This is a genomic window from Nocardioides sp. (assembly GCF_047607365.1).
Classification (GTDB): Bacteria; Actinomycetota; Actinomycetes; order Propionibacteriales; family Nocardioidaceae; genus Nocardioides.
In genome coordinates this window covers 1-20,238 of record NZ_JASGDD010000239.1, presented here as the reverse complement: position 1 = coordinate 20,238, position 20,238 = coordinate 1, and the positions used below count along the sequence as shown (strand labels likewise).

At 70.5% G+C, this 20,238-nt stretch carries 21 protein-coding genes and 1 pseudogene; 16 read left to right on the top strand and 6 right to left on the bottom strand.

Annotated elements, in window-relative coordinates:
* Positions 1-680 (top strand): adenylate/guanylate cyclase domain-containing protein (locus tag QM572_RS18770; protein WP_415095502.1); only part of this gene is annotated, 680 nt, incomplete at its 5' end.
* A 107-nt stretch (positions 681-787) separates the two neighbouring features.
* On the opposite strand, the gene QM572_RS18765 is transcribed toward QM572_RS18770, so the two are convergent.
* Both QM572_RS18765 and QM572_RS18760 read right to left on the bottom strand, forming a co-directional pair.
* Positions 788-2,755, bottom strand: a complete 1,968-nt coding sequence (locus QM572_RS18765; protein ID WP_415095501.1) for a beta-propeller domain-containing protein — start codon at positions 2,753-2,755, stop codon at positions 788-790.
* Positions 2,752-3,336, bottom strand: coding sequence for a SigE family RNA polymerase sigma factor (locus tag QM572_RS18760; protein WP_415095500.1), 585 nt, complete (start codon positions 3,334-3,336; stop codon positions 2,752-2,754). Before QM572_RS18760 ends, QM572_RS18765 begins: the two co-directional genes overlap by 4 nt.
* Positions 3,337-3,436: 100 nt before the next feature.
* On the opposite strand from QM572_RS18760, the gene QM572_RS18755 reads away from it, so the two are divergent.
* A complete protein-coding gene (locus QM572_RS18755; protein WP_415095499.1) occupies positions 3,437-5,014 on the top strand; it encodes an MFS transporter in 1,578 nt (525 codons plus the stop codon).
* On the top strand, positions 5,011-5,448 hold the full coding sequence (locus tag QM572_RS18750) for a MarR family winged helix-turn-helix transcriptional regulator (protein ID WP_415095498.1): 438 nt from the start codon (positions 5,011-5,013) through the stop codon (positions 5,446-5,448). Before QM572_RS18755 ends, QM572_RS18750 begins: the two co-directional genes overlap by 4 nt.
* 193 nt (positions 5,449-5,641) lie before the next feature.
* Here the strand turns inward: QM572_RS18750 and QM572_RS18745 are convergent, their stop codons facing one another.
* Positions 5,642-7,222, bottom strand: a complete 1,581-nt coding sequence (locus QM572_RS18745; RefSeq protein WP_415095497.1) for a glycoside hydrolase family 13 protein — start codon at positions 7,220-7,222, stop codon at positions 5,642-5,644.
* A gap of 22 nt (positions 7,223-7,244) precedes the next feature.
* Here QM572_RS18745 and QM572_RS18740 point away from each other — a divergent pair, with 22 nt between their 5' ends.
* A complete protein-coding gene (locus QM572_RS18740; protein WP_415095496.1) occupies positions 7,245-7,931 on the top strand; it encodes a metal-dependent transcriptional regulator in 687 nt (228 codons plus the stop codon).
* Between the two features lie 77 nt (positions 7,932-8,008).
* On the opposite strand, the gene QM572_RS18735 is transcribed toward QM572_RS18740, so the two are convergent.
* The 3 genes from QM572_RS18735 to QM572_RS18725 are packed head-to-tail and all read right to left on the bottom strand — an operon-like array spanning position 8,009 to position 9,829.
* Positions 8,009-8,884 (bottom strand): Sir2 family NAD-dependent protein deacetylase, encoded by an 876-nt coding sequence (locus QM572_RS18735; protein ID WP_415095495.1) that lies wholly within the window; start codon positions 8,882-8,884, stop codon positions 8,009-8,011.
* 13 nt (positions 8,885-8,897) lie between these two features.
* Positions 8,898-9,167 carry a DUF2277 domain-containing protein gene (locus QM572_RS18730; protein WP_415095494.1) on the bottom strand — a complete coding sequence of 90 codons (270 nt, stop codon included), beginning with the start codon at positions 9,165-9,167 and terminating at the stop codon, positions 8,898-8,900.
* Positions 9,168-9,187: 20 nt separating this feature from the next.
* On the bottom strand, positions 9,188-9,829 hold the full coding sequence (locus QM572_RS18725) for a TetR family transcriptional regulator (RefSeq protein WP_415095493.1): 642 nt from the start codon (positions 9,827-9,829) through the stop codon (positions 9,188-9,190).
* 153 nt (positions 9,830-9,982) lie between these two features.
* On the opposite strand from QM572_RS18725, the gene QM572_RS18720 reads away from it, so the two are divergent.
* The 12 genes and pseudogenes from QM572_RS18720 to QM572_RS18665 form a co-directional block, all read left to right on the top strand.
* Positions 9,983-11,083 (top strand): flavin reductase family protein, encoded by a 1,101-nt coding sequence (locus QM572_RS18720; RefSeq protein WP_415095492.1) that lies wholly within the window; start codon positions 9,983-9,985, stop codon positions 11,081-11,083.
* A 19-nt stretch (positions 11,084-11,102) separates the two neighbouring features.
* Positions 11,103-12,230, top strand: a complete 1,128-nt coding sequence (locus QM572_RS18715; RefSeq protein ID WP_415095491.1) for a fatty acid desaturase family protein — start codon at positions 11,103-11,105, stop codon at positions 12,228-12,230.
* A gap of 36 nt (positions 12,231-12,266) precedes the next feature.
* Positions 12,267-12,479 (top strand): hypothetical protein, encoded by a 213-nt coding sequence (locus tag QM572_RS18710; protein ID WP_415095490.1) that lies wholly within the window; start codon positions 12,267-12,269, stop codon positions 12,477-12,479.
* 280 nt (positions 12,480-12,759) lie between these two features.
* Entirely contained in the window at positions 12,760-13,629 is an 870-nt protein-coding gene (locus QM572_RS18705) for a mycofactocin-coupled SDR family oxidoreductase (protein ID WP_415095489.1), read from the top strand.
* Positions 13,630-13,631: 2 nt separating this feature from the next.
* Positions 13,632-15,107, top strand: a complete 1,476-nt coding sequence (locus QM572_RS18700) for an aldehyde dehydrogenase family protein (protein ID WP_415095488.1) — start codon at positions 13,632-13,634, stop codon at positions 15,105-15,107.
* Positions 15,104-15,961: an SDR family oxidoreductase gene (locus QM572_RS18695; protein ID WP_415095487.1), complete on the top strand. Its 858-nt coding sequence runs from the start codon at positions 15,104-15,106 to the stop codon at positions 15,959-15,961. Before QM572_RS18700 ends, QM572_RS18695 begins: the two co-directional genes overlap by 4 nt.
* Positions 15,962-16,001: 40 nt before the next feature.
* Positions 16,002-16,847, top strand: a complete 846-nt coding sequence (locus QM572_RS18690) for a mycofactocin-coupled SDR family oxidoreductase (protein WP_415095486.1) — start codon at positions 16,002-16,004, stop codon at positions 16,845-16,847.
* 87 nt (positions 16,848-16,934) lie between these two features.
* Entirely contained in the window at positions 16,935-17,276 is a 342-nt protein-coding gene (locus tag QM572_RS18685; RefSeq protein ID WP_415095485.1) for an indolepyruvate ferredoxin oxidoreductase subunit alpha, read from the top strand.
* Positions 17,273-17,461: a ferredoxin gene (locus tag QM572_RS18680; protein WP_415095484.1), complete on the top strand. Its 189-nt coding sequence runs from the start codon at positions 17,273-17,275 to the stop codon at positions 17,459-17,461. Before QM572_RS18685 ends, QM572_RS18680 begins: the two co-directional genes overlap by 4 nt.
* 29 nt (positions 17,462-17,490) lie before the next feature.
* Positions 17,491-18,807 carry an FAD-dependent oxidoreductase gene (locus QM572_RS18675; protein ID WP_415095483.1) on the top strand — a complete coding sequence of 439 codons (1,317 nt, stop codon included), beginning with the start codon at positions 17,491-17,493 and terminating at the stop codon, positions 18,805-18,807.
* A 30-nt stretch (positions 18,808-18,837) separates the two neighbouring features.
* Positions 18,838-20,034, top strand: coding sequence for a cytochrome P450 (locus QM572_RS18670; RefSeq protein ID WP_415095482.1), 1,197 nt, complete (start codon positions 18,838-18,840; stop codon positions 20,032-20,034).
* Positions 20,035-20,105: 71 nt separating this feature from the next.
* Positions 20,106-20,238 (top strand): annotated as a pseudogene (locus tag QM572_RS18665) (F420-dependent glucose-6-phosphate dehydrogenase); the annotation flags it as partial.

The following is a 20,238-nucleotide window of genomic DNA, read 5'->3' as shown; positions in this document are numbered from 1 at the left end:
GCGGCAGGACGCTGCGGGTCGCCCGGCAGGCGGCGCGCGCCGTCCGGGGCACGGCCGGCCTGCTGCGCAGCGGTGGCTTCAACCAGCTGCTCAACTCCTCGATGGAGGAGCTCAATCGCTGGATCGACGCGGAACGGCCCGAGATCGAGGAGTACGCAGGCCCCGAGGGCCTCGTGACCGTCGTCTTCTCCGACATCGAGGGCTCGACGGCGCTCAACGAGGAGCTCGGCGACGAGGCGTGGCTGCGGCTGCTCCGCGCACACGGCGCCCTCGTGCGAGGGGAGGTCGAGCGCCGGGGCGGCCACATCGTGAAGAACCAGGGCGACGGCTACATGGTCGTCTTCGGCGACCCGTCCTCGGCGGTCGAGGCGGCGATCGCGGTCCAGCGTCGCCTCGCCCGGGGACGCGGCCGCCTGCGCCGGGCGGGACTGCGGGTCCGGATGGGCCTGCACGCCGGCCAGGTGGTTTCGCACGAGGGCGACTACTTCGGCCGCAACGTCGCCCTCGCCGCCCGCGTCGCCGCCCAGGCGGAGGGCGGCGAGATCCTCGTCACCGACGAGGTCAAGGCGGTCGTCTCGGGCACCGCGTCCACTCCCGTGTCCTTCGTCGCCCGCGAGCTGACCGAGCTGAAGGGGCTGTCGGGCCGGTTCCAGCTGTGGCGCGTCGACTGGGCCGCCTGACCCTCGACTCTCCCGAGACCTCACCTGCCGGGGACGTCCCGGCCCGTGCGGCCGGCGCGAGTGGGCCGGAACGTCCCGGCGGGAGTGGGAAGACGGGCGGGGGACGGTCAGAGGTCGAGGAAGCGGACCTCGTCGTCGGTGACGAGCGCGACCCGGCCGTCCGGGAGGCCGATCGTCCGGATCCCGGACGCGTCTCCCTCGGCGACCTCGACGGTGCGCTCGGTCAGCGTCGTGTCCCCGACGGATATGACGGCGACGTAGTCGACCCCGCGCCGCTCGATCACCGTCAGCGCGGTCCGGCGCTCGGGCAGCCAGGTGAACGCCTTCGGCTCCTCGTTGACGATCGCGGAGGTGCCGCGCTCGAACCGCACGACGTCCAGCGACCGGACATGGCCGAGGTCGCTCACGTCGAAGAGCGTCGCCTTAGCCCGGTGGAGGATGCCGGTGACGCCGACGCCGAGGATCCGCCCGGAGTCGAGCGGGTGGAGGTACGTCGAGTAGCCGAGTGCCTTGAGCGACGACAGCTCGGTCGGGCTGGCGGGGTCGGTGAGGTCGATCGCGAAGAGCGGGTCGGTCTCGCGGTAGGTCACCAGCAGTGCGAGGTCGTCGAACCAGCGGACCGCTTGGATGTCCTCGCCCGGCCCGATCCCGGTCAGCCGTCCGATCCGGGTGAGCTCGTGCCCGTCGACCTCGAGCGTCACGACCGAGTTGGCCTGCCGCGTCTGCGAGCTCGGCCCGAGCGCCAGTCGCAGCGTGTCGCCGACCGCGTCCATCGACCAGCGGTCCTTCAGGTAGCCGTCGACCTCGCCCGAGGCGATGTGCGTGGCCGAGATGCCGTCGAGGGCGAAGGCGTAGAGCCGGGTCGTGCCGTCCGTCGCCGACGGGGCGTAGTAGTCGCAGGTCGCGCAGCCCCAGCCCCAGCCTCCGCCGTCGGCGAGGTAGAGCCGGTCGCTGCTCTCGTAGGTGGTCGAGGTCGCGGCGGCGATCCCGACGCTCGACAGGTCGGTCGGATCGTCGGCGGTGAAGCCCGTGACGGCGACCGTGTCCACCGGCAGGTCGTCGTCCGGCACGGCCACCGCGTCGCAGTCCAGCAGCTGCCGGGAGCCCGAGCCGTCGTCGTACGCCGGGAGCCAGTCCTCGATGGTCGAGTCCCGCACCACCTGGCGGTTGTGCTCGAGAGCCGTCTTCTGGCCCCACTCGCTGCCCGGCTCGACGAAGTCGAGGTCCGGCAGGCCGGTCGAGAGCACGAGCCGGATCACGTCGTCGTGCTGCCGGGCGTCGACCTCGCCGGCGCCGTAGGTGACAGTGTGGGTGACGACCGGCGTGGCCGGGTCGGCGATCGAGACGGTGAGGACCCGCGTGCCGGCGCGCTCGGCCGAGGTGGTGTCGGTGCCGATCGCCACGACGGTCGTGCCGCTGAGCAGCAGCCGGGCGTCGCTCATCCGGGGCAGAGTCAGCGTCGCGGTCCTCCTCACGACGGCGCCGGTGACGTCGTACACCTCCAGCGCCGTACGCCGCACGCGGACCAGCACGCTCCCGTCGGACTTGACGGTGTCGGGCTCGTCGACGCCCTCCTCCTGGACGTTGGTCCCGGTCTCCGAGGCCGTCACGCCATCGACGGGCGCGGCTCCCTGGGCGCTGGAGGCGCTCGCCAGGGGTGCCCTCTCGGTGGAGGCGGCCGAGCCGTGGGTGACGCCGCTGTCGTAGGCGAACATGCCACCGCCCCAGCCCCAGGCGGTCACCGACCCGAGCGCCCGCTCCTGGTAGGACGCCAGCAGCGCGTCGCAGTCGTCCTCGGCGTGGAGGCCCTGGACGAACGCGACCGGGGACGCGTCGGATCCGGCCGCCGTGCCGCCGGGCGTGCCTGGGGAGGCGACCTGGCCCGACGGCGAGGCGACGAGCGTCCCGGCGACGAACGCCCCGACCAGGGCGGCCACGCCGCCGCCGAACGCCAGCGGGCGGGTGAGCAGCCGGCGACGGCCGGTCGCCGCGGCCAGCCTGGCCTCACGCACGATCGTCGCGGTGGCGGGCGGATCGACGGGGTAGTCGTCCCACAGGCGTTCCAGGTCGGTCATGGCATGCCTCCTGTGCGGTCGGATGGGCGGTCGGACGTGCGCTCGGACGTGCGGCCGGCCGCACGGTCGGGCGCGAGGTCGAGGATGTGCCGGTCGGCCGACAGCCGGGCGAGCGAGCGGGAGAGCCGGCTCTTGACCGTGCCGGGGGAGATCCCGAGGGTGGCAGCGGTCTGGGCCTCGGTGAGCTGGACGAAGTAGCGCAGCACCACCACGTCGCGCTGGGCCGAGCTGAGCCCGCCGAGCGCCCGATGCACGGCGTCCGCGAGGCCGACCCGCTCGCTGGCGTCGCCGACGCTCACGGCGTGGTCGAGGTGGTGCTCGGCCGGCGCCGGCGCCCGCAGCCGCCACCAGGCGGTGCGCTGCTGGTCGCGCAGGCAGTTGAGCAGCATCCGGTAGACGTAGGCGTCGCGGTTGTCGGCGCCGGTCACCTTCGCCCAGCCGGCGTAGCACCGGATGAGGGCCGCCTGCGCGACGTCCTCGGCGTCGGCCGGGCGGGCCCCGAGGAAGACGGCGGCGCGGACCATCGAGCGCCAGTTGGCGTCGACGAACGCGGAGTACGCCGCCTCGTCCTGCTGCTCCATGCCCCTATGACGTCGCTGGTTCACCGATCGGTTCCACGATTCACAGTTTCGCCCGAAGGCGTCCTATAGTTGACCTATGCAACAAACTTCTCCCGCCCCCATGTCTCACAAGGAGATCCTCGAGGCCCTCTCCGGACTTCTCGTCGCGATGTTCGTGGCGATCCTCTCCAGCACCGTCGTCACCAACGCGCTCCCGCGCATCGTGTCCGACCTCCACGGCACCCAGACCGGCTACACCTGGGTCCTCGTCGCGACCATGCTCGCCATGACCGCCACCACCCCGATCTGGGGCAAGCTCGCCGACCTGTTCAGCAAGAAGCTGCTCATCCAGGTCGCCCTCGTCGTGTACGTGAGCGGGTCGGCCCTCGCGGGTCTCGCCCAGTCCATGTCGTGGCTGATCGGGGCGCGAGTGATCACCGGTGTCGGCGTCGGCGGCGTGATGGCGCTCATCCAGATCATCATCGGCTCGATGGTGAGCCCGCGCGAGCGCGGCCGCTACTCGGGCTACATCGGCGCGTCCTTCGGCCTCGCCACGCTGCTCGGCCCGCTGGTCGGCGGCCTGATCGTCGACTCGGCCCTCGGCTGGCGCGGCTGCTTCTACGTCGGCCTGCCGTTCGCGATCGTGTCGATCGCCATCCTGCAGGCCAAGCTCCACCTGCCGACCGTGAGGCGTCCGGTCAGGATCGACTACCTCGGCTCGGTGCTCATCATGGGCGGGGTCAGCCTGCTCCTCGTCTGGGTCTCGCTCGCGGGCAGTCAGTTCGCGTGGTGGAGTGCCACGACGGCGTACCTCGTCATCGGCGGGCTGGTCGCGCTGGCCGCCGCCGTCTACGTCGAGGCCAAGGTCGCGGCCGAGCCGATCATCCCGCTGGAGCTCTTCAAGGACCGCACGATCGCCCTCGCGACGATCTCCGCGATCTTCGTCGGCGTCGTGCTGCTCAGCGGGACGACCTTCCTCTCGGAGTACTTCCAGAGCTCGCGCGGCATGAGCCCCACGCACGCCGGCCTGATGAGCCTCGCGATGGTCGCCGGCCTCATGGGCACCTCGATCGTCTCCGGCCGCCTGATCTCCACCACGGGTCGCTGGAAGGTCTGGCTGGTCGGCGGGATGGCCGCCATCGTCGTCGGCTCGGCGCTGCTCGGCACGATCGACGGCGAGACCTCGCTGGTGCTCGTCGGCGTCTTCATGTTCGTGCTCGGCATGGGCCTCGGCGCCACCCAGCAGAACCTCATCCTCTCGGTGCAGAACAACGTCGACCAGGCCAACATCGGTGCTGCCTCGTCGGTGGTCGCGTTCTTCCGGACCATGGGCGGAGCGATCGGCGTCAGCGCCCTCGGCGCCGTGCTGAGCCACCGCGTCTCGGTGCACGTGACCGACGGCGTGACCGCGCTCGTCCAGGGCGGCCAGATCACCGCCGACCAGGCGAAGGCCCTCGGCGACGGCACCAGCGTGCCCGACATCTCGGCCCTCCCGGCCGCGCTCGCGAACGTCTTCGAGAGCGCCTTCGGTACGGCGACGGGGCAGATCTTCCTCTTCGCGGTCCCGTGTGCTGTGCTTGCCCTCCTCGCTGTCTCGTTCATCAAGGAGACCCGCTTGCGCACCACGCTGGACTCTCTGGAGTCTCCCGAGCTGGCCATCGACGTGGCTGCCGAGCTCGAGGTGGGCGGCCGGCGATGACCACCCGCGGGGAGGGACTGCGGGCGGTGGAGACCGAGATCAGCTCGCTGGTGCGCCGCGTGCGGCGCGTCATCGGCGAGCGCGCGAACGCGGTGCACCCCGACCTGCAGGGCCTGTCCTACCTGCTGCTCGGCTGGCTGGGGGGGCAGGGCCCGGCACGGGCGTCGGCGATGGTCGAGGCCTTCAGGATCGACAAGGGCGCCCTCTCGCGGCAGCTGCAGCACCTCGAGGAGCTCGGGCTCGTGACCCGCTCCCCGGACCCCGCCGACGGTCGGGCCAGCCTGGTCGACCTCACCGACGACGCCCGGCTGCGGCTCTCGCAGGTCGACACGGAGTTCCGCAAGATCACCGACGAGCGCCTCGCCGACTGGACCGTCGCCGAACTGGACGACCTCGCCGCCCGACTGCGCCGCTACAACGACTCGCTCAACTGACGACTGGGGCCTCCCCTCCGCCGAATGGGGCCTCCCCTCACCGCGAGTGGGGCTTCCGCTCACCGCGAGTGGGGCCTCCGCTCACCACGAGTGGGGCTGAGCCTCAGCCCTACTCGACGTGAGGAAAGCCCCTACTCGGGATGAGGAAAGCCCCTACTCGACGTGAGGAAAGCCCCTACTCGGCGGAGGGGGCTCAGCCGACGCGCAGCCAGACCGATGTGTTGGGCGCGAGCGTGCCGCTGAGCGGGGCGCTCGTGAGGAGGATGTCCCCCGGAGGGAGAGGGACGTCCTCCTCGCCGGCGTTCAGGGCGACGACGACGTCGCCACGGCGCACCATCACCACGCCGGGCGGCGCGTCGAGGAGGTCGACGGTGTCCCCGGAGAGCGAGCGGCGGGCGGCGAGCGCGGCGCGGTAGAGCGCGAGCGTGGACGCCGGGTCGGCGCTCTGGGCCTCGACCGTCAGCGGCGCCCAGTCGGCCGGCTGGGGCAGCCACGGCGTCGAGCCCTCCGGCCCGAACCCGAACGGCGGCGTCTCGCCGCTCCAGGGGAGCGGGACACGGCAGCCGTCGCGCGGGGCCTCCTTCCGCGGGTCCTGGCGCAGGGCCTCCGGAACCTCGGCCTGCGGCAGGCCGAGCTCCTCGCCCTGATAGAGGTACGCCGACCCCGGGAGCGCCAGCATCAGCAGTGTGGCCGCTCGCGCCCGGGCCAGTCCGACCGCGCCGCCGCCGTACCGCGTGACATGACGAGGCTGGTCGTGGTTGTCGAGCACCCAGGTGGGTGGCGAGCCGATCAGCTCGAGCGCCGCCATCGTCGTCCGGATGACCTCGGCGAACTCGCCCGCGTCCCACGAGGCCCACTGGAAGGCGAAGTTGAAGGTCTGCTGGAACTCGTCGGCGCGGACGTAGCGGGCCATCCCCTCGGCCGTCAGCGGCATCGCCTCGGCGACCATCATCCGCTCCCCGGGATAGGAGTCGAGGATCGTGCGCCAGCGCCGGTAGATCTCGTGCACGCCCGGCTGGTCCCACATCGGTGCCTCGGTGATCCCGCGCGCGACCAGCTCCGACGGCTCGGTGGTCTGCGGTCCGCCGTCGGGCATCACCTGGTCGGGCAGCCCGTCGGCCTTCACCAGGCCGTGCGCCACGTCGACCCGGAAGCCGTCCACGCCGCGGTCGAGCCAGAACCGCAGCACGTCCTCGAACATCGCGGCCACCTGGGGATCGTGCCAGTCCAGGTCGGGTTGGGAGGCGTCGAAGAGGTGGAGGTACCACTCGGCGTACGGGTCGTCGGGATGCTGGGCCCACGCCGGGCCGCCGAAGACCGAGAGCCAGTTGTTGGGCATGCAGTCGTCGGGATCCACGGGACGGAAGAGGTAGCGGGCTCGCTCGGGGGAGCCCGGCGGGGAGGCGAGCGCGGCCCGGAACCAGGGGTGGTCGCTGGAGGTGTGGTTGGGCACGAGGTCGACGATCACCCGCAGTCCGAGCTCGTGCGCGCGGGCGATCAGGGCGTCGGCGTCGGCCAGCGTGCCGAACAGGGGATCGACGTCGGTGTAGTCGGAGACGTCGTACCCGGCATCGTGCTGGGGGGAGCGGAAGAAGGGCGAGAGCCAGATCGCGTCGGCGCCCAGATCCGCCACATGACGCAGGCGCGAGGCGATGCCGGGGAGGTCCCCCATGCCGTCTCCGTCGGAGTCGGCGAAGCTCCGGGGATAGACCTGGTAGACCACCGCGTTGCGCCACCAGGGGCGCGACCCCGGCGGCACGTCGATCTCGCTCACGTCCTCACCCTAGAATGGACACGTGAGCGACCTCATCGACACCACCGAGATGTATCTGCGGACCATCTACGAGCTGGTCGAGGAGGGCATCGTCCCGCTTCGCGCGCGGATCGCCGAGCGGTTGCACCAGTCCGGCCCGACCGTCAGCCAGACCGTCGCCCGGATGGAGCGCGACGGCCTGCTCACCGTCGAGGGCGACCGTCACCTCGAGCTGACCGACGAGGGCTATCGGCTGGCCACGCGCGTGATGCGCAAGCACCGCCTCGCCGAGCGGCTCCTCACCGACGTCATCGGCCTCGAGTGGGAGCTGGTGCACGAGGAGGCGTGCCGCTGGGAGCACGTCATGAGCGAGACGGTGGAGAAGCGGCTGATCGAGCTGCTCGGCAACCCCACCGAGTCGCCGTACGGCAACCCGATCCCCGGGCTGGACGAGCTCGGCTCCGAGACGCCGACCGAGAGCTTCATGGACGGCGTCGAGCCGCTGTCGCGCGCCGCCGGACGCGACAAGGGCACGGTGCTGGTCCGCCGCATCTCCGAGGAGATGCAGAAGGACGAGGTGCTGATGAGCGCCCTGCGTCGCGTCGGGGCCTTGCCGGACCAGACCGTGACCGTGGTCGCGACGTCCGAGGGCGTCCTCGTCGGCGCCGGCGGCGAGGCCGCCGAGATCATTCCCGAGGCCGCCGATCACATCTTCGTCCGGAAGCTGTGACGCGAGGTCGTGACGCTCGGCCGGCCCACGTGAGGCCGTTGGTCCGCGATCCCGACACCGATCTCGAGGTCGTGCCGCTACGCGACGACGTCCGGATGCGTCAGGGCCACTGATCCCCGCGTCGTCGCACGTGCCTCGGCGAGGTCGCCGAGGAACTCGCTCGTCCCCGTGTCGACGATCCGGGTGGCGAGCTCGTCGCCGCGCGTCGCTCCCCGGTTGACGATGACGACCGGCACCCCGGCCTTGGCGGCTCGGCGGACGAACCGCAGGCCGCTCATCACCGTCAGGCTGGATCCGGCCACGAGCAGGGCGCCCTCCCGCTGCGGCAGCGCCAGGGCGTCGACAGCCGCGAAGCACTCCGCCACGTCGCCGCGGTCCGCGGACTCGCCGAAGAAGACCACGTGCGGCTTCAGGTCGCCGTCGCAGCGCGGGCACGGCGGTACGACGAAGTCGTCGGTCTCCTCCAGGGCGACGTCGCCGTCGGGGAGCGACGCGATCCACCGGTGCCGCTCGGCCCAGCCGGGGTTGAGCGCCTCCAGCCACTCCTGGACGAGGGCGCGGTCGGTGATCGTGCGGCAGCCGAGGCAGATCACCTCCGAGACGTGGCCGTGCAGCGCGACGACGCGGCGGCTGCCGGCCGCCTCGTGCAGGCCGTCGACGTTCTGCGTGATGAGCAGCTCGGGGTCGATCCGCGCCAGCGCGCGGTGGCCCGCATTGGGCAGCGCGGTCCCCATGCGCGTCCAGCCGAGGTGGCTCCGGGCCCAGTAGCGCCGGCGGTTGCGTACGCCGGCCTCCCCGGCCGCGACGAACTCGCCGTAGGTCATCGGGGCGCGGTTCACCGATCCCGGGCCGCGGTAGTCCGGGATACCGGAGTCGGTGGAGAGCCCCGCTCCGGTGAGGACGACGAGGGGCCGGCCGGTGAGGAGCGCCAGCGCGTCGTCGTACGCGGTCATGGGAGGGGCCCGCTCAGCGGGCGTAGCGGACCGCCGCGCGGGCACGCGCCTTGGCCGCCTCCTCCTCGCGGTTCTTGGGGGGAGCGGTGGTGACGAGATCCTCGAGCAGGTGCTCGGTGACATGCGCGATCTCGGCGACCGCCCGGTCGAAGGCGGCCTGGTTGGCGGCCGACGGCTTGGTGGTGCCGGCCACCTTGCGGACGTACTGCAGCGCCGCAGCGGTCACCTCGTCCGAGGTCGCCGGCGGCTCGAAGTTGTTGAGCGGGCGGATGTTGCGGCACATGCCCACCAATCTACGTGCTGCTACGGGTTCCAGTGGATGGCGCCGACGACGATCATCCGGAGCTGGCGGCGTGCGACCTCGGTGAGGGCGCCGACCTGCTCGGGGCGCGCGGCGATGAGCTCCTCGGCGGTCGTCACCATCATCGCGACAATGAGGCCCGAGAGCGCGCGCAGGTCGTCGTTGCTCCATGACTGCGGACCGGGGATGCGGGCCAGGTCGGCGGCCAGCTCCAGCTCGCAGAGGTCGATCTCGTGCCGGATCGCGTCGCGGACCGGGCCCGGGGAGGAGGCCCGCTCCCGGGCGATGAAGGCGAAGTGCCGGCGATGGGCGGCGACGTGCTCGGCGAGGATGCGCACCGACCGGTCGGCCATCTCGATGACACCGGCCGGGTCCCCCTCCGGCCGCCGGACCTCCCGGAGCATGGCGCGCAGGGTCACGAACGACTCGTCGACGAGGGTGAGGCCGAGATCCTCCATGGTCGCGAAGTGGCGGTAGAACGCCGTGGGGACGATGCCGACGGCCTTCGCGATCTGGCGCAGCGAGACCGCCGCGAGGGGGAGACCGTCGGTGAGCTCGAGGGTGGCGTCGAGGATCGCTCGGCGCGTGCGCTCCTTCCCCTCGGCGCGACTGCCACCGAGGGACGGATCGGTCCCCTCGCTCACGAGGAAGAAGGATAGTGCACAGATGTGCACTGTTGCACGGATCACTGTTGACCGTGACTTGTGCCGTCTGTCATCGTTTCAGTGAACGGTTGTTAACTGAAACAGTCCGATCTCCTCGATCTTCACTCCGAGCCCTCTTCGAAAGGAGCGACCATGCCCCTCGCCATGGCGGATCTCGCCGGCCGGGTCCTGCGCTCACGCACCGTCGCCGCTCTCACCACTCCGCACTCGGTGGACCACTACCTGACCCACGTGAACCCGATGTGGGTCGCCCACGAGGTCCGTGCCCGGGTCGTCGACCGCTCGGTCGAGACCGCGGTCGCCGGATCGGCGCCGGTGGTCACCCTCACCCTCCAGCCCACCTCGACCTGGCAGGGGCACCTCCCCGGCCAGCACGTCAGCGTCGGCGTGGAGCTGCCGGGCGCGCGCCGCACGACGCGGGTGTTCACGATCTCCAGCCACTCGTCCCGCCCGGGCGAGCGCTTCCAGCTCACCATCCGCGCCAACGACACGTCGCAGAACGACCGGAGCGTGTCGCAGTTCCTCACCGGCCCCGGCGCGCTCGGCGCGATCGTGCACCTCTCCCAGGCCGAGGGCGACTTCACCCTCCCGGCCCGCGTGCCCGAGCACATCGTGCTCATCTCCGGCGGCTCCGGCATCACCCCGGTGATGGCGATGCTCCGCTCGCTGCAGCTGCGCACCCACCGCGGCCGGATCGACTTCATCCACTTCGCCCACACGCCCGAGCACCAGATCTTCGCCGAGGAGCTCGAGCTCGCGGCGCATTCCGGCAACGGCCTGCGGGTGCACCGGCTCTACCCCGGCCAGGGCGACCCCTACCTCTCGCCCGCTCTGCTGGAGCGGATGGTCCCCGGCTTCGCCGACATCCCGACCTGGGCCTGCGGCCCGGCGGCCCTCATCGAGGCCGTCCAGGGCGCGTACGACGGCAGCGACTCGCTCGCGGTGGAGTACTTCCACCCGCCCACGTCCAGCGGTGTGGCCGGCGGGACCCTGACGTTCGCCCGCAGCGCCGCGACGACCGAGAACGACGGCTCCACGCTCCTCGACCAGGCCGAGGCGGCGGGCCTGCGCCCGCAGACCGGCTGCCGGATGGGCATCTGCTTCTCCTGCGTCGCCACGAAGAAGGAGGGCACCGTCCGCAACGTCCTCACCGGCGAGACCTCCTCCCTGCCCGACGAGGAGATCCGCATCTGCGTGAGCTCCGCCGACGGCGACTGCACCCTCGACCTCTGAGACCTCTGAAAGGACCATCATGACCTCCCCGACCACCCCCCAGCTCACCCCCGAGCAGCTCACCGCCCTGGGCGAGGAGCTCGACGCCATCCGCGCCCGCGTCATCGCCGACCTCGGCGAGAAAGACCTCGACTACCTCCGCAAGGTGGTCAAGTGGCAGCGCGGCCTCGAGGTCGCCGGCCGCGCGATGTTCTACGTCCCGCCCGCCTGGCCGCTCGCCGTCGCGTCGCTCAGCCTGTCGAAGATCCTCGACAACATGGAGATCGGCCACAACGTCATGCACGGCCAGTACGACTGGGCCGGCGACCCGCAGTTCAACTCCCGGATGTTCGACTGGGACACCATGGCGCCCGGCGACAACTGGAAGCACGGCCACAACTACCTGCACCACACCTTCACCAACATCCTCGGCAAGGACCGCGACATCGGCTACGGCATCCTGCGGATGGACGAGGAGCAGGAGTGGCGCCCCTACTACCTCGGCAACCCGGTCTACGCGTTCCTGCTGATGACGTTCTTCGAGTGGGGCGTCGCGCTGCACGACCTCGAGGTCGACGAGCTCTTCGCCGGTCGTCGTACGTGGGCGCAGAACAAGGACATCGCGCACCGGATCGTGAAGAAGATGCGGCGGCAGATCACCAAGGACTACCTGCTGTTCCCGGCGCTGACCGGCCCGCTCTTCCCGCTCACGCTCGCGGGGAACGCGACGGCCAACATCGTCCGCAACATCTGGGCCTTCAACATCATCTTCTGCGGCCACTTCCCGACCGGCGTCGCCACGTTCACGATCGAGGAGTGCGAGGACGAGAACGGCGTGGAGTCGCGCGGCCACTGGTACTACCGCCAGGTCCTCGGCTCGGCCAACATCACCGGCGGCCGTCTCTTCCACGTGATGAGCGGCAACCTGTCGCACCAGATCGAGCACCACCTCTTCCCCGACCTGCCCGCGCGGCGCTACCCGGAGATCGCCGCGGAGATCCGCGAGATCTGCGAGCGCTACGGCCTGCCCTACAACACCGGCCCCCTGCACAAGCAGCTCGGCAGCGTCTTCGGCAAGATCGCCAAGCTGGCCCTGCCCTCGCGTCCGGGCCGCCGTCGTACGACGTCGGAGCAGCCGGCCGAGCAGCGGGACTCCCTCGCGGCCTGACTGGCCGCGAGCATCGTGGTGAGGGAGACTGGCCGAGTGCCCGAACCCCGTCTGAGCCGTGCCGAGATCCGCAAGGACACGCTGCAGAGCGCCGTCGTCGCCTTCGCCGACATGGTCGGCGAGGTGACGGGCATCGTCACCCATGCGGTGAAGGACGTCGCCGGGTCGGTGGGCGGGCTCGCGACCGAGCTCTTCGAGCTCCGCGAGTCCGCCAAGCGGGCCTCCGAGGACGCCGGGCTCGACGACTGATCCGGGCCGGGCACGGGTCTCGGCGCCGCGGGGCGCCGACGGCGTGCAAGCCCGCGTGGCTCCAGGAGGTCGTCGACGGATCGCACAGACGCGGGTCGACCCTGAGGGAACGCCGCGGAGGAAGTCCGTCAGCCGGATCGACGGGACCTTGTTCGCTGGGCCTTGACCAATCATGTGACCTAATACACTATCTGTAAGGATTGTATCTCGATCCGCGCGTGATAGTGCGTCTCTCGCGCGGACCGGGCTGTGACGAGACGACAGAGCGGAGCGGCACCCCATGACACGGCGGTTCGAGGGCAAGGTCGTGCTGGTGACCGGTGCGGCGCGCGGGCAGGGCAAGAGCCACAGCGTCAGGTTCGCCGAAGAGGGCGCCACGGTCATCGCCGTCGACATCCTCGAGCAGATCGAGACGGTCCGCTACGCGATGGGCTCGGAGGACGACCTCGCCGACACCGTCGCCCAGGTCACCGCTGTCGGCGGCACGATCCGCGCCACGAAGGCCGACGTCCGTGTGCGTGACCAGCTCGAGGCAGTGGTCGCCGGGGCACTCGAGGAGTTCGGCCGTCTCGACGTCGTCGTCGCCAACGCCGGCATCCTTCCGCTGAAGACGCCGACCTCGGTGCAGTCCTTCATCGACGCGCTCGACGTCGACCTCATCGGCGTGCTGAACACCGTTGCGGTCACCGTCCCCCACCTGACCGAGGGATCCGCGATCGTCATCACCGGCTCGACGGCCGGGCTGATGCCGGGATCGGTCGACAATCCCGCGCTCGGACCCGGCGGGGTCGGCTACGGGATGGCGAAGCGATTCCTCGTCGGCTACACCGAGACGCTCGCGATGCAGCTCGCTCCGAGCTCGGTCCGCGTCAACGCGATCCACCCGACCAACGTGAACACCAACCTGCTCCACAACGACGACCTCTACCGCGTCTTCCGGCCCGATGTCGCGCAGCCGACCGTCGACGACGTACGGGTGTCGTTCACGGCGTACCACGCTCTGCCCGTTCCCTACGTGGAACCCCGTGATGTCAGCGAGGCCGTGCTCTGGCTGGCCTCCGACGATGCCCGGACCGTGACCGGGGTCAATCTTCGAATCGATGCCGGCTCCCTCCTCAAGTCCGGCTCACTCTCACAGCAGGCGAGGTAGCGATGACGGCCATGAAGTTCATCCCCGAGACCCGGATGCTGGTCGACGGCAAGCTCATCGACGCGGACGACGGCCGCACGTTCGACAACGTCAATCCTGCGACGGAGGAGGTGTTGGGCCAGGTCGCCGACGCGTCCACGGCAGAGATGCAGCGCGCGATCCGGGCTGCCCGGGAGGCGTTCGACCACACCGACTGGCGGTGGAACCGGGCGCTGCGTCGTCGTGTCCTCGAGCAGCTGCACGCGGCGATCGCCGACGACCTCGAGGAGGTCCGTGAGGAGCTCATCGCCGAGGTCGGCGCGCCCCGCGCGGTCACGCACACCGCCCAGCTCGACGCCCCGCTGGAGGACGGTCTGCTGTGGCCGGCCCGGATGATCGACGAGTTCGAGTGGGAACGGGACATGGGCGACAGTCACGCCTTCGGCGTGCACAACCGCCGGATGGTGTGGAAGGAGCCGATCGGGGTGGTGGGGGTGATCACGCCGTGGAACTATCCCTTCGAGATCATCGTGAACAAGATCGGGCAGGTGCTCGCCACCGGCAACACGATGGTGCTGAAGCCCGCGCCGGACACGCCCTGGAGCGCGACCCGCTTCGGGCGGCTCCTGGCCGAGAAGACCGACATCCCCCCGGGTGTCGTCAACATCGTCACCTCCTCGGACCACCTCGTCGGCGAGGAGCTCACCCTGTCCCCGCTGGTCGACATGATCGCGTTCGTCGGCTCGACCGCGACGGGGAAGCGGATCATGGAGAAGGGCGCGCAGACACTGAAACGGGTCTTCCTCGAGCTCGGTGGCAAGTCGGCCTCGATCGTGCTCGACGACGCGGACTTCGGCACGGTCGTGCCGGCGGCAGCGGGGATGTGCATGCACGCAGGACAAGGGTGCGCGATGCGGACCAGGCTCCTGCTGCCCCGATCGCGCTACGCGGAGGGTGTCGAGCTGATCACCGCCGCGATGCGGGGGGTCTCCTACGGCGACCCTCAGGACCCCGCCCACCTGATGGGTCCGGTGATCAGCAGGCGCCAGCACGAGCGCGTCCTGGGCTATGTCGCCACGGGGGTCGAGGAGGGTGCCACCCTCGCGGTCGGAGGGCGACGACCTCCCCACCTCGAGAAGGGCTGGTTCGTCGAGCCGACCCTGTTCGTCGATGTCGACAACTCGATGACGATCGCGCGGGAGGAGATCTTCGGGCCGGTCCTGGTCGTGATCCCCTTCGAGGACGACGCCGACGCCATCCGGATCGCCAACGACAGCCCGTACGGACTCTCGGGGGCGATCGCCTCGGGGGACCTCGCCCGCGCCACCGCGGTGGCACGCCAGATCCGCACGGGCGCCCTGGGGATCAACGGCGGCACCTACTACGGCGCCGACATGCCGTACGGCGGCTTCGGGGAGAGCGGCATCGGCAGGCAGAACGGCATCGAGGGATTCGAGCAGCTCCTCGAGACCCGTTCGGTCGCGTGGAGGGCGTCATGAGACTCGACGTCGTCGGAACGCACACGAAGCCCGTGGCCGTGATCACGGGAGCGGGGGGCGGCGTCGGCCAGGCCACGGCCCGGCGGCTCGGCCTGCGCTATCGCCTGGTCATCGCCGCGCGACGCGCCGAGCAGATCGCGTCGCTGCACGAGTCTCTGGTCGCCGAGGGGTACGACGTCGCCCTCGCGACCACGACCGACGTCACGGATCCGGCCAGCCTGATCGGCCTTGCCACCTCGGCGGCCGCCGTCGGGCCGATCGGAGCCGTGGTCCACACCGCAGGCGTCTCGCCCGCGATCGCGGACTGGCGCTCGATCCTCGACGTCAACCTGCGCGGCACCGCCTACCTGCTCGACGCCTTCCTTCCCGAGGCCCGGGCCGGCACCGTGCTCGTCGCGGTCTCGTCCTCGGCCGCTCACACCCTCGCCACCACGCCGGAGGTCGACGCGATCCTGGCCGACCCATACCCCGACGAGCTCGGCGACCGGCTGGAGCCGCTCCTGCGTGAGCTCGACCCGCTCAAGACCGAGCAGTCGTTCACGACCCGGGTCTACGGGGCGTCCAAGCGGGGGGTGAACCGACTGGTCGAGTGCAGGGTCGGTCCGTGGGCGGCGAAGGGCGCGCGCATCGTGACCATCTCGCCGGGGACCGTGGTGACGCCGATGATCCACAAGGAGATCGAGTTCAACCCCCTCGCGGTGCGAGCCGCCGAGTTCACCCCGATGCGGCGATTCGGCTCACCGGTCGACATGGCGGCGGCCATCGACTTCCTGACCTCCGACCAAGCCGGCTACATCACCGGCTGCGATCTGAGGGTCGACGGGGGCATGGTCGCCGCCCGCCTCCACGCCTGATCCCCGATCCGCCACCCCTACCACCATCACAGGAGCTCCCTTGGCCACCACCGTCCCCGCCGCAGCGATCCCGGACCGACCGATCGCCCGGCGGTTCGAGAACAAGGTCGTCTTCATCACCGGTGCCGCCCGCGGTCAGGGCAGGGCCGAGGCCGTCCGGTTCGCCGCCGAGGGGGCCGACGTGATCATGGTCGACATCTGCGCCGACCTGCCGACCTGCGTCTACCCCGGACCGACCGAGGAGGACTTGGCGACCACGGCCCGCCTGGTGGAGAAGGAGGGCCGACGGGCACATGCCGGGGTTGCCGACGTTCGCGACTTCGACTCGCTCAAGGGCATCCTCCTGGAGGGGGTCGAGCAGTTCGGGCGGCTCGACGTCGTCGTCTCCAACGCCGGGATGACGACGGCGGCTCCGGCCTGGGAGATCGACCAGGCCCACTGGGACGCGACGATCGGGATCAACCTCACCGGTGCCTTCAACGCGGCGAAGGCCGCCATCCCCACGATGATCGAGCAGGGAACGGGAGGAGCGATCGTCTTCACCAGCTCCGTCGCCGGCCTCCGCGGCCTGCCCCTGCTCGCCGACTACGTCGCTGCGAAGCACGGCGTCACGGGCCTGGCCAAGACACTGGCCAACGAGCTCGCGCCGCATCGCATCCGGGTCAACTCGGTGCATCCGCACGGGGTGAACACCGACCTCAAGCCCGGCGTGCGGGAGTGGCTGGATGGCGACCAGAGCTACGGCCTGCTCTACCTCGGGGCCCTCCCCGACCCTGTGAGCGAGCCGGAGGACATCGCCGCGGCGGTCGCGTGGATCGCCTCCGACGAGGCCCGCCATGTCACCGGCATCCAGCTTCCCATCGATCTCGGTCGCACGAATCGCTGATTCTCTGGCCGACCATGACCGCGCTACCTAGGATATAATTGAATAAGTTTACTTTTTGAACTTGAGACTTCACGTAGGGAGGGTCTGATGACGTACGTCATCACGGAGACGTGCATCGGCCACGTCGACCGGTCGTGCGTGAGGGAATGCCCGGTGGACTGCATTTACGAGGGCGAGCAGCAGCTGTTCATCAACCCGCACGAGTGCATCGACTGCGGTGCCTGCGAGGTCGCCTGTCCCTATGAGGCGATCTCCTACGAGTCCGAGCTCGCGGAGGAGCACGCCGGTGCCATGGAACGGCAGGAGCTCGTCTTCGCCGAGCTGGGCCGGCTCGGCGGGGCCCGCAGGTACGGGCCGCTGCCTCCGCGCCATGGAGGAACATCCGAGCACGCCGAGACGCGTGGCCTACCGAAGGGAAACGAGAGTTGAAAGCGCTGATCGACATGACGAAGTGCTCGGGCCACGCCCGGTGCTTCGACATCGACTCCGATCTGTTCCAGATCGATGACAGTGGCTACGCGTTGCGGGAGGAGTTCGACGTCCCGTCCGACCGCGAGGCGGCCGCCCGCGACGGTGCCGCGGCCTGTCCGGAGCGCGCGATCACCCTGCGATGACCGCGCACCAGGCATCAGGAGCCGCCCCGGTGGACCGCCCCCTCCGGGTGGCCGTCGTCGGCGCGGGCCCCTCCGGGCTCTATGTCGCCGATGCCCTGACCTTCGACCCGCCCGCGCTGGTCGAGGTCGACCTCCTCGAGCGCCTCCCGGTCCCCTTCGGCCTGCTGCGCTACGGCGTGGCCCCGGACCATCCGACGATCAAGAGCGCGGCGAACGCGTTCCAGGAGGTCGTCGAACGTCCCCAGGTGAACCTCTACTGCCAGGTCGCCGTCGGCTCCGACGTCTCCGTCGAGGAGCTGCGCGCGCAGTACGACGCCGTGGTCTACGCCACCGGCGCCGACGCCGACCGCTCCCTCGGGATCCCGGGCGAGGACCTCCCGATCAGCACCTCCGCTACGGCCTTCGTCCAGTGGTACAACGCGCATCCCGAGGCCCGGCGGTTCGACCTCTCCGAGGTCCGCAGCGTCGTCCTCGTCGGGGCCGGCAACGTGGCCATCGACGTCGCGCGGATGCTGGTCAAGGATCCGAGGGAGCTGTATGCGACCGACGTCCCGATGCACGTCCTCGACGCCTTCGAGCGTTCTGCCGTGACCGACGTGCACCTGCTGGTGCGACGCGGTCCGGAGCACATCAAGTTCAGCACCAAGCCGCTCCACGAGCTCGGCGGACTGCCCGGAGTGGACGTGCTGGTCGACCCGGCGTCGCTCCCCGCGGCGGACCCCGAGGGGATCACCGCGATCGCCCGCCGGAACCTCGCGATCCTCCGGGAGTGGTCGACCCGTGAGCCGCGTGGCGCCCGCAGGGTGCACCTGCACTTCAACACCTCCCCGGCGGCGATCGTCGTCGACGGCTCCTCGGGTCGCGTGGTCACCCGCAGCGCCGGCGACGCCGGCCCGGGAGCCGAGATCGCGGCCGACCTGGTGCTCCGCGCAGTGGGCTACCGGTCGCGCCCCATTCCCGGCGTCCCCTTCGACGTCGACCGGCTGACGGTGCCGCACCTCGACCACCGCGTCCAGCGCGACGGCCGGCCCCAGGTCGGCGAGTACGTCGTCGGCTGGGTCAAACGCGGTCCGGTCGGCGTCCTCGGCACGAACCGGGCCGATGCCGAGCAGACCGCGGCCGCCATCTTCGCCGACCGGGGCGAGCTGCTCGCCGCCCGCCGTACGCCTCCGACCGGGATCGAGCCCGTGCTGCTGGCGCGGCGGCTCAACTTCCTGGACGTGGCGGACTGGAACGCGATCACGGCCCGCGAACGACGCCTGGGCGAGCTGCTCGGGCGGCCGCAGGTCAAGATCCACTCGTGGGACGCCCTCGTCGCCTCGCGTGCCAGAGCAGATGCGATGTGAAACCGAACCACTACCGACCAGGAGCACGAGATGAGCACTGATGCCGACACGACCGGTTGCCCGGTACTGACCTACTCGCCCCACGATCGCCGCCCGATCGGCGAGTGGAGCGACTTCTTCGACTCCCTCCGCGAGGAGGCGCCCGTCGTCAAGAACACCTTCGGGAAGGGCTACTACGTCTTCACGCGCTACGAGGACATCCTCGCCGCGTATCAGGACCCGGAGACGTTCTCGACCGATGCCGTCACGGTGCTCGAGCCGGATCCGTCGTACCTGTGGATCCCGCACATGCTCGGGGGCGAGGACCACATGCAGTGGCGACGCCAGCTCGGACCCTATTTCTCGCCGAAGGCCGTGCGCGAGCTGACGGACAAGATCCGGGCCCGCGCGATCGAGTTGATCGACGGGATCAAGGACCGCGGCTCGTGTGACGTCATGGCCGACTTCGCCTTCCAGTTCCCGACCAGCATCTTCCTCGAGCTCATGGGTCTCCCGGTCGATCACCTGGAGCAGTTCATGGAGTGGGAGTCCGCCATCCTGCACTCGCGCGGAGCCACGCCCGAGGAGGTTCTGGCCAACCGGATGGCGGGCATGGCCTCGGTACGGGACTACTTCCGCGGGGTGATCGCCGAGCGACGGGTCGCGCCGCAGGAGGATCTGATCTCCCAGGCGATCGCCTTCGAGTTCGACGGTCGACCGGTCTCGGAGGAGGAGCTGCTCTCCTACTGTCAGTTCATGTTCATGGCCGGCCTCGACACTGTGGCGGCGGCCATCGGGTACTCGATCTATCACCTCGCGGCGAATCCCGGGGCGCGGAGCCGGATCGTCGAGGAGCCGACGGCGATCCCGGCCGCGATCGAGGAGATCCTGCGGGCGTACGCCTTCACGATCCCGGCCCGCAAGGTCACCAAGGACATCGAGGTCGCCGGCTGTCCGATCGCCAAGGGCTCGATGGTCCAGCTGCCGATCAGGTCGGCGACCCGCGACGCGACCGCCTTCGAGGATCCGTACGAGGTGGACTTCGACCGCCGGCCGAACAACCACATCGGCTTCGGCGCGGGACCCCACCGCTGCCTGGGATCCCATCTGGCGCGTCTGGAGTGGCGGATCGCCCTCGAGGAATGGCATCAGCGCATCCCGGAGTATCGGCTGGCCGACGACGCCGACATCCGCGAGCTGGGCCGGAGCTCCGGACTGGACTCGGTTCGGATCGTCTGGTCCCGGTAGGCGTGCGAACGTGGCGCCCCGGACCGGCGCGTGCGGGCTGGGCGCCTCGGGGCTCGATATAGTTTACTGATATGACTCTCAAGATCGGCTATAAGGCCTCTGCTGAGCAGTTCGGCCCCCGGGACCTCCTCGAGTTCGGTGTCTTGGCCGAGGAGGTCGGTCTGGACAGCGTCTGGGTGAGCGACCACTTCCAGCCCTGGCGTC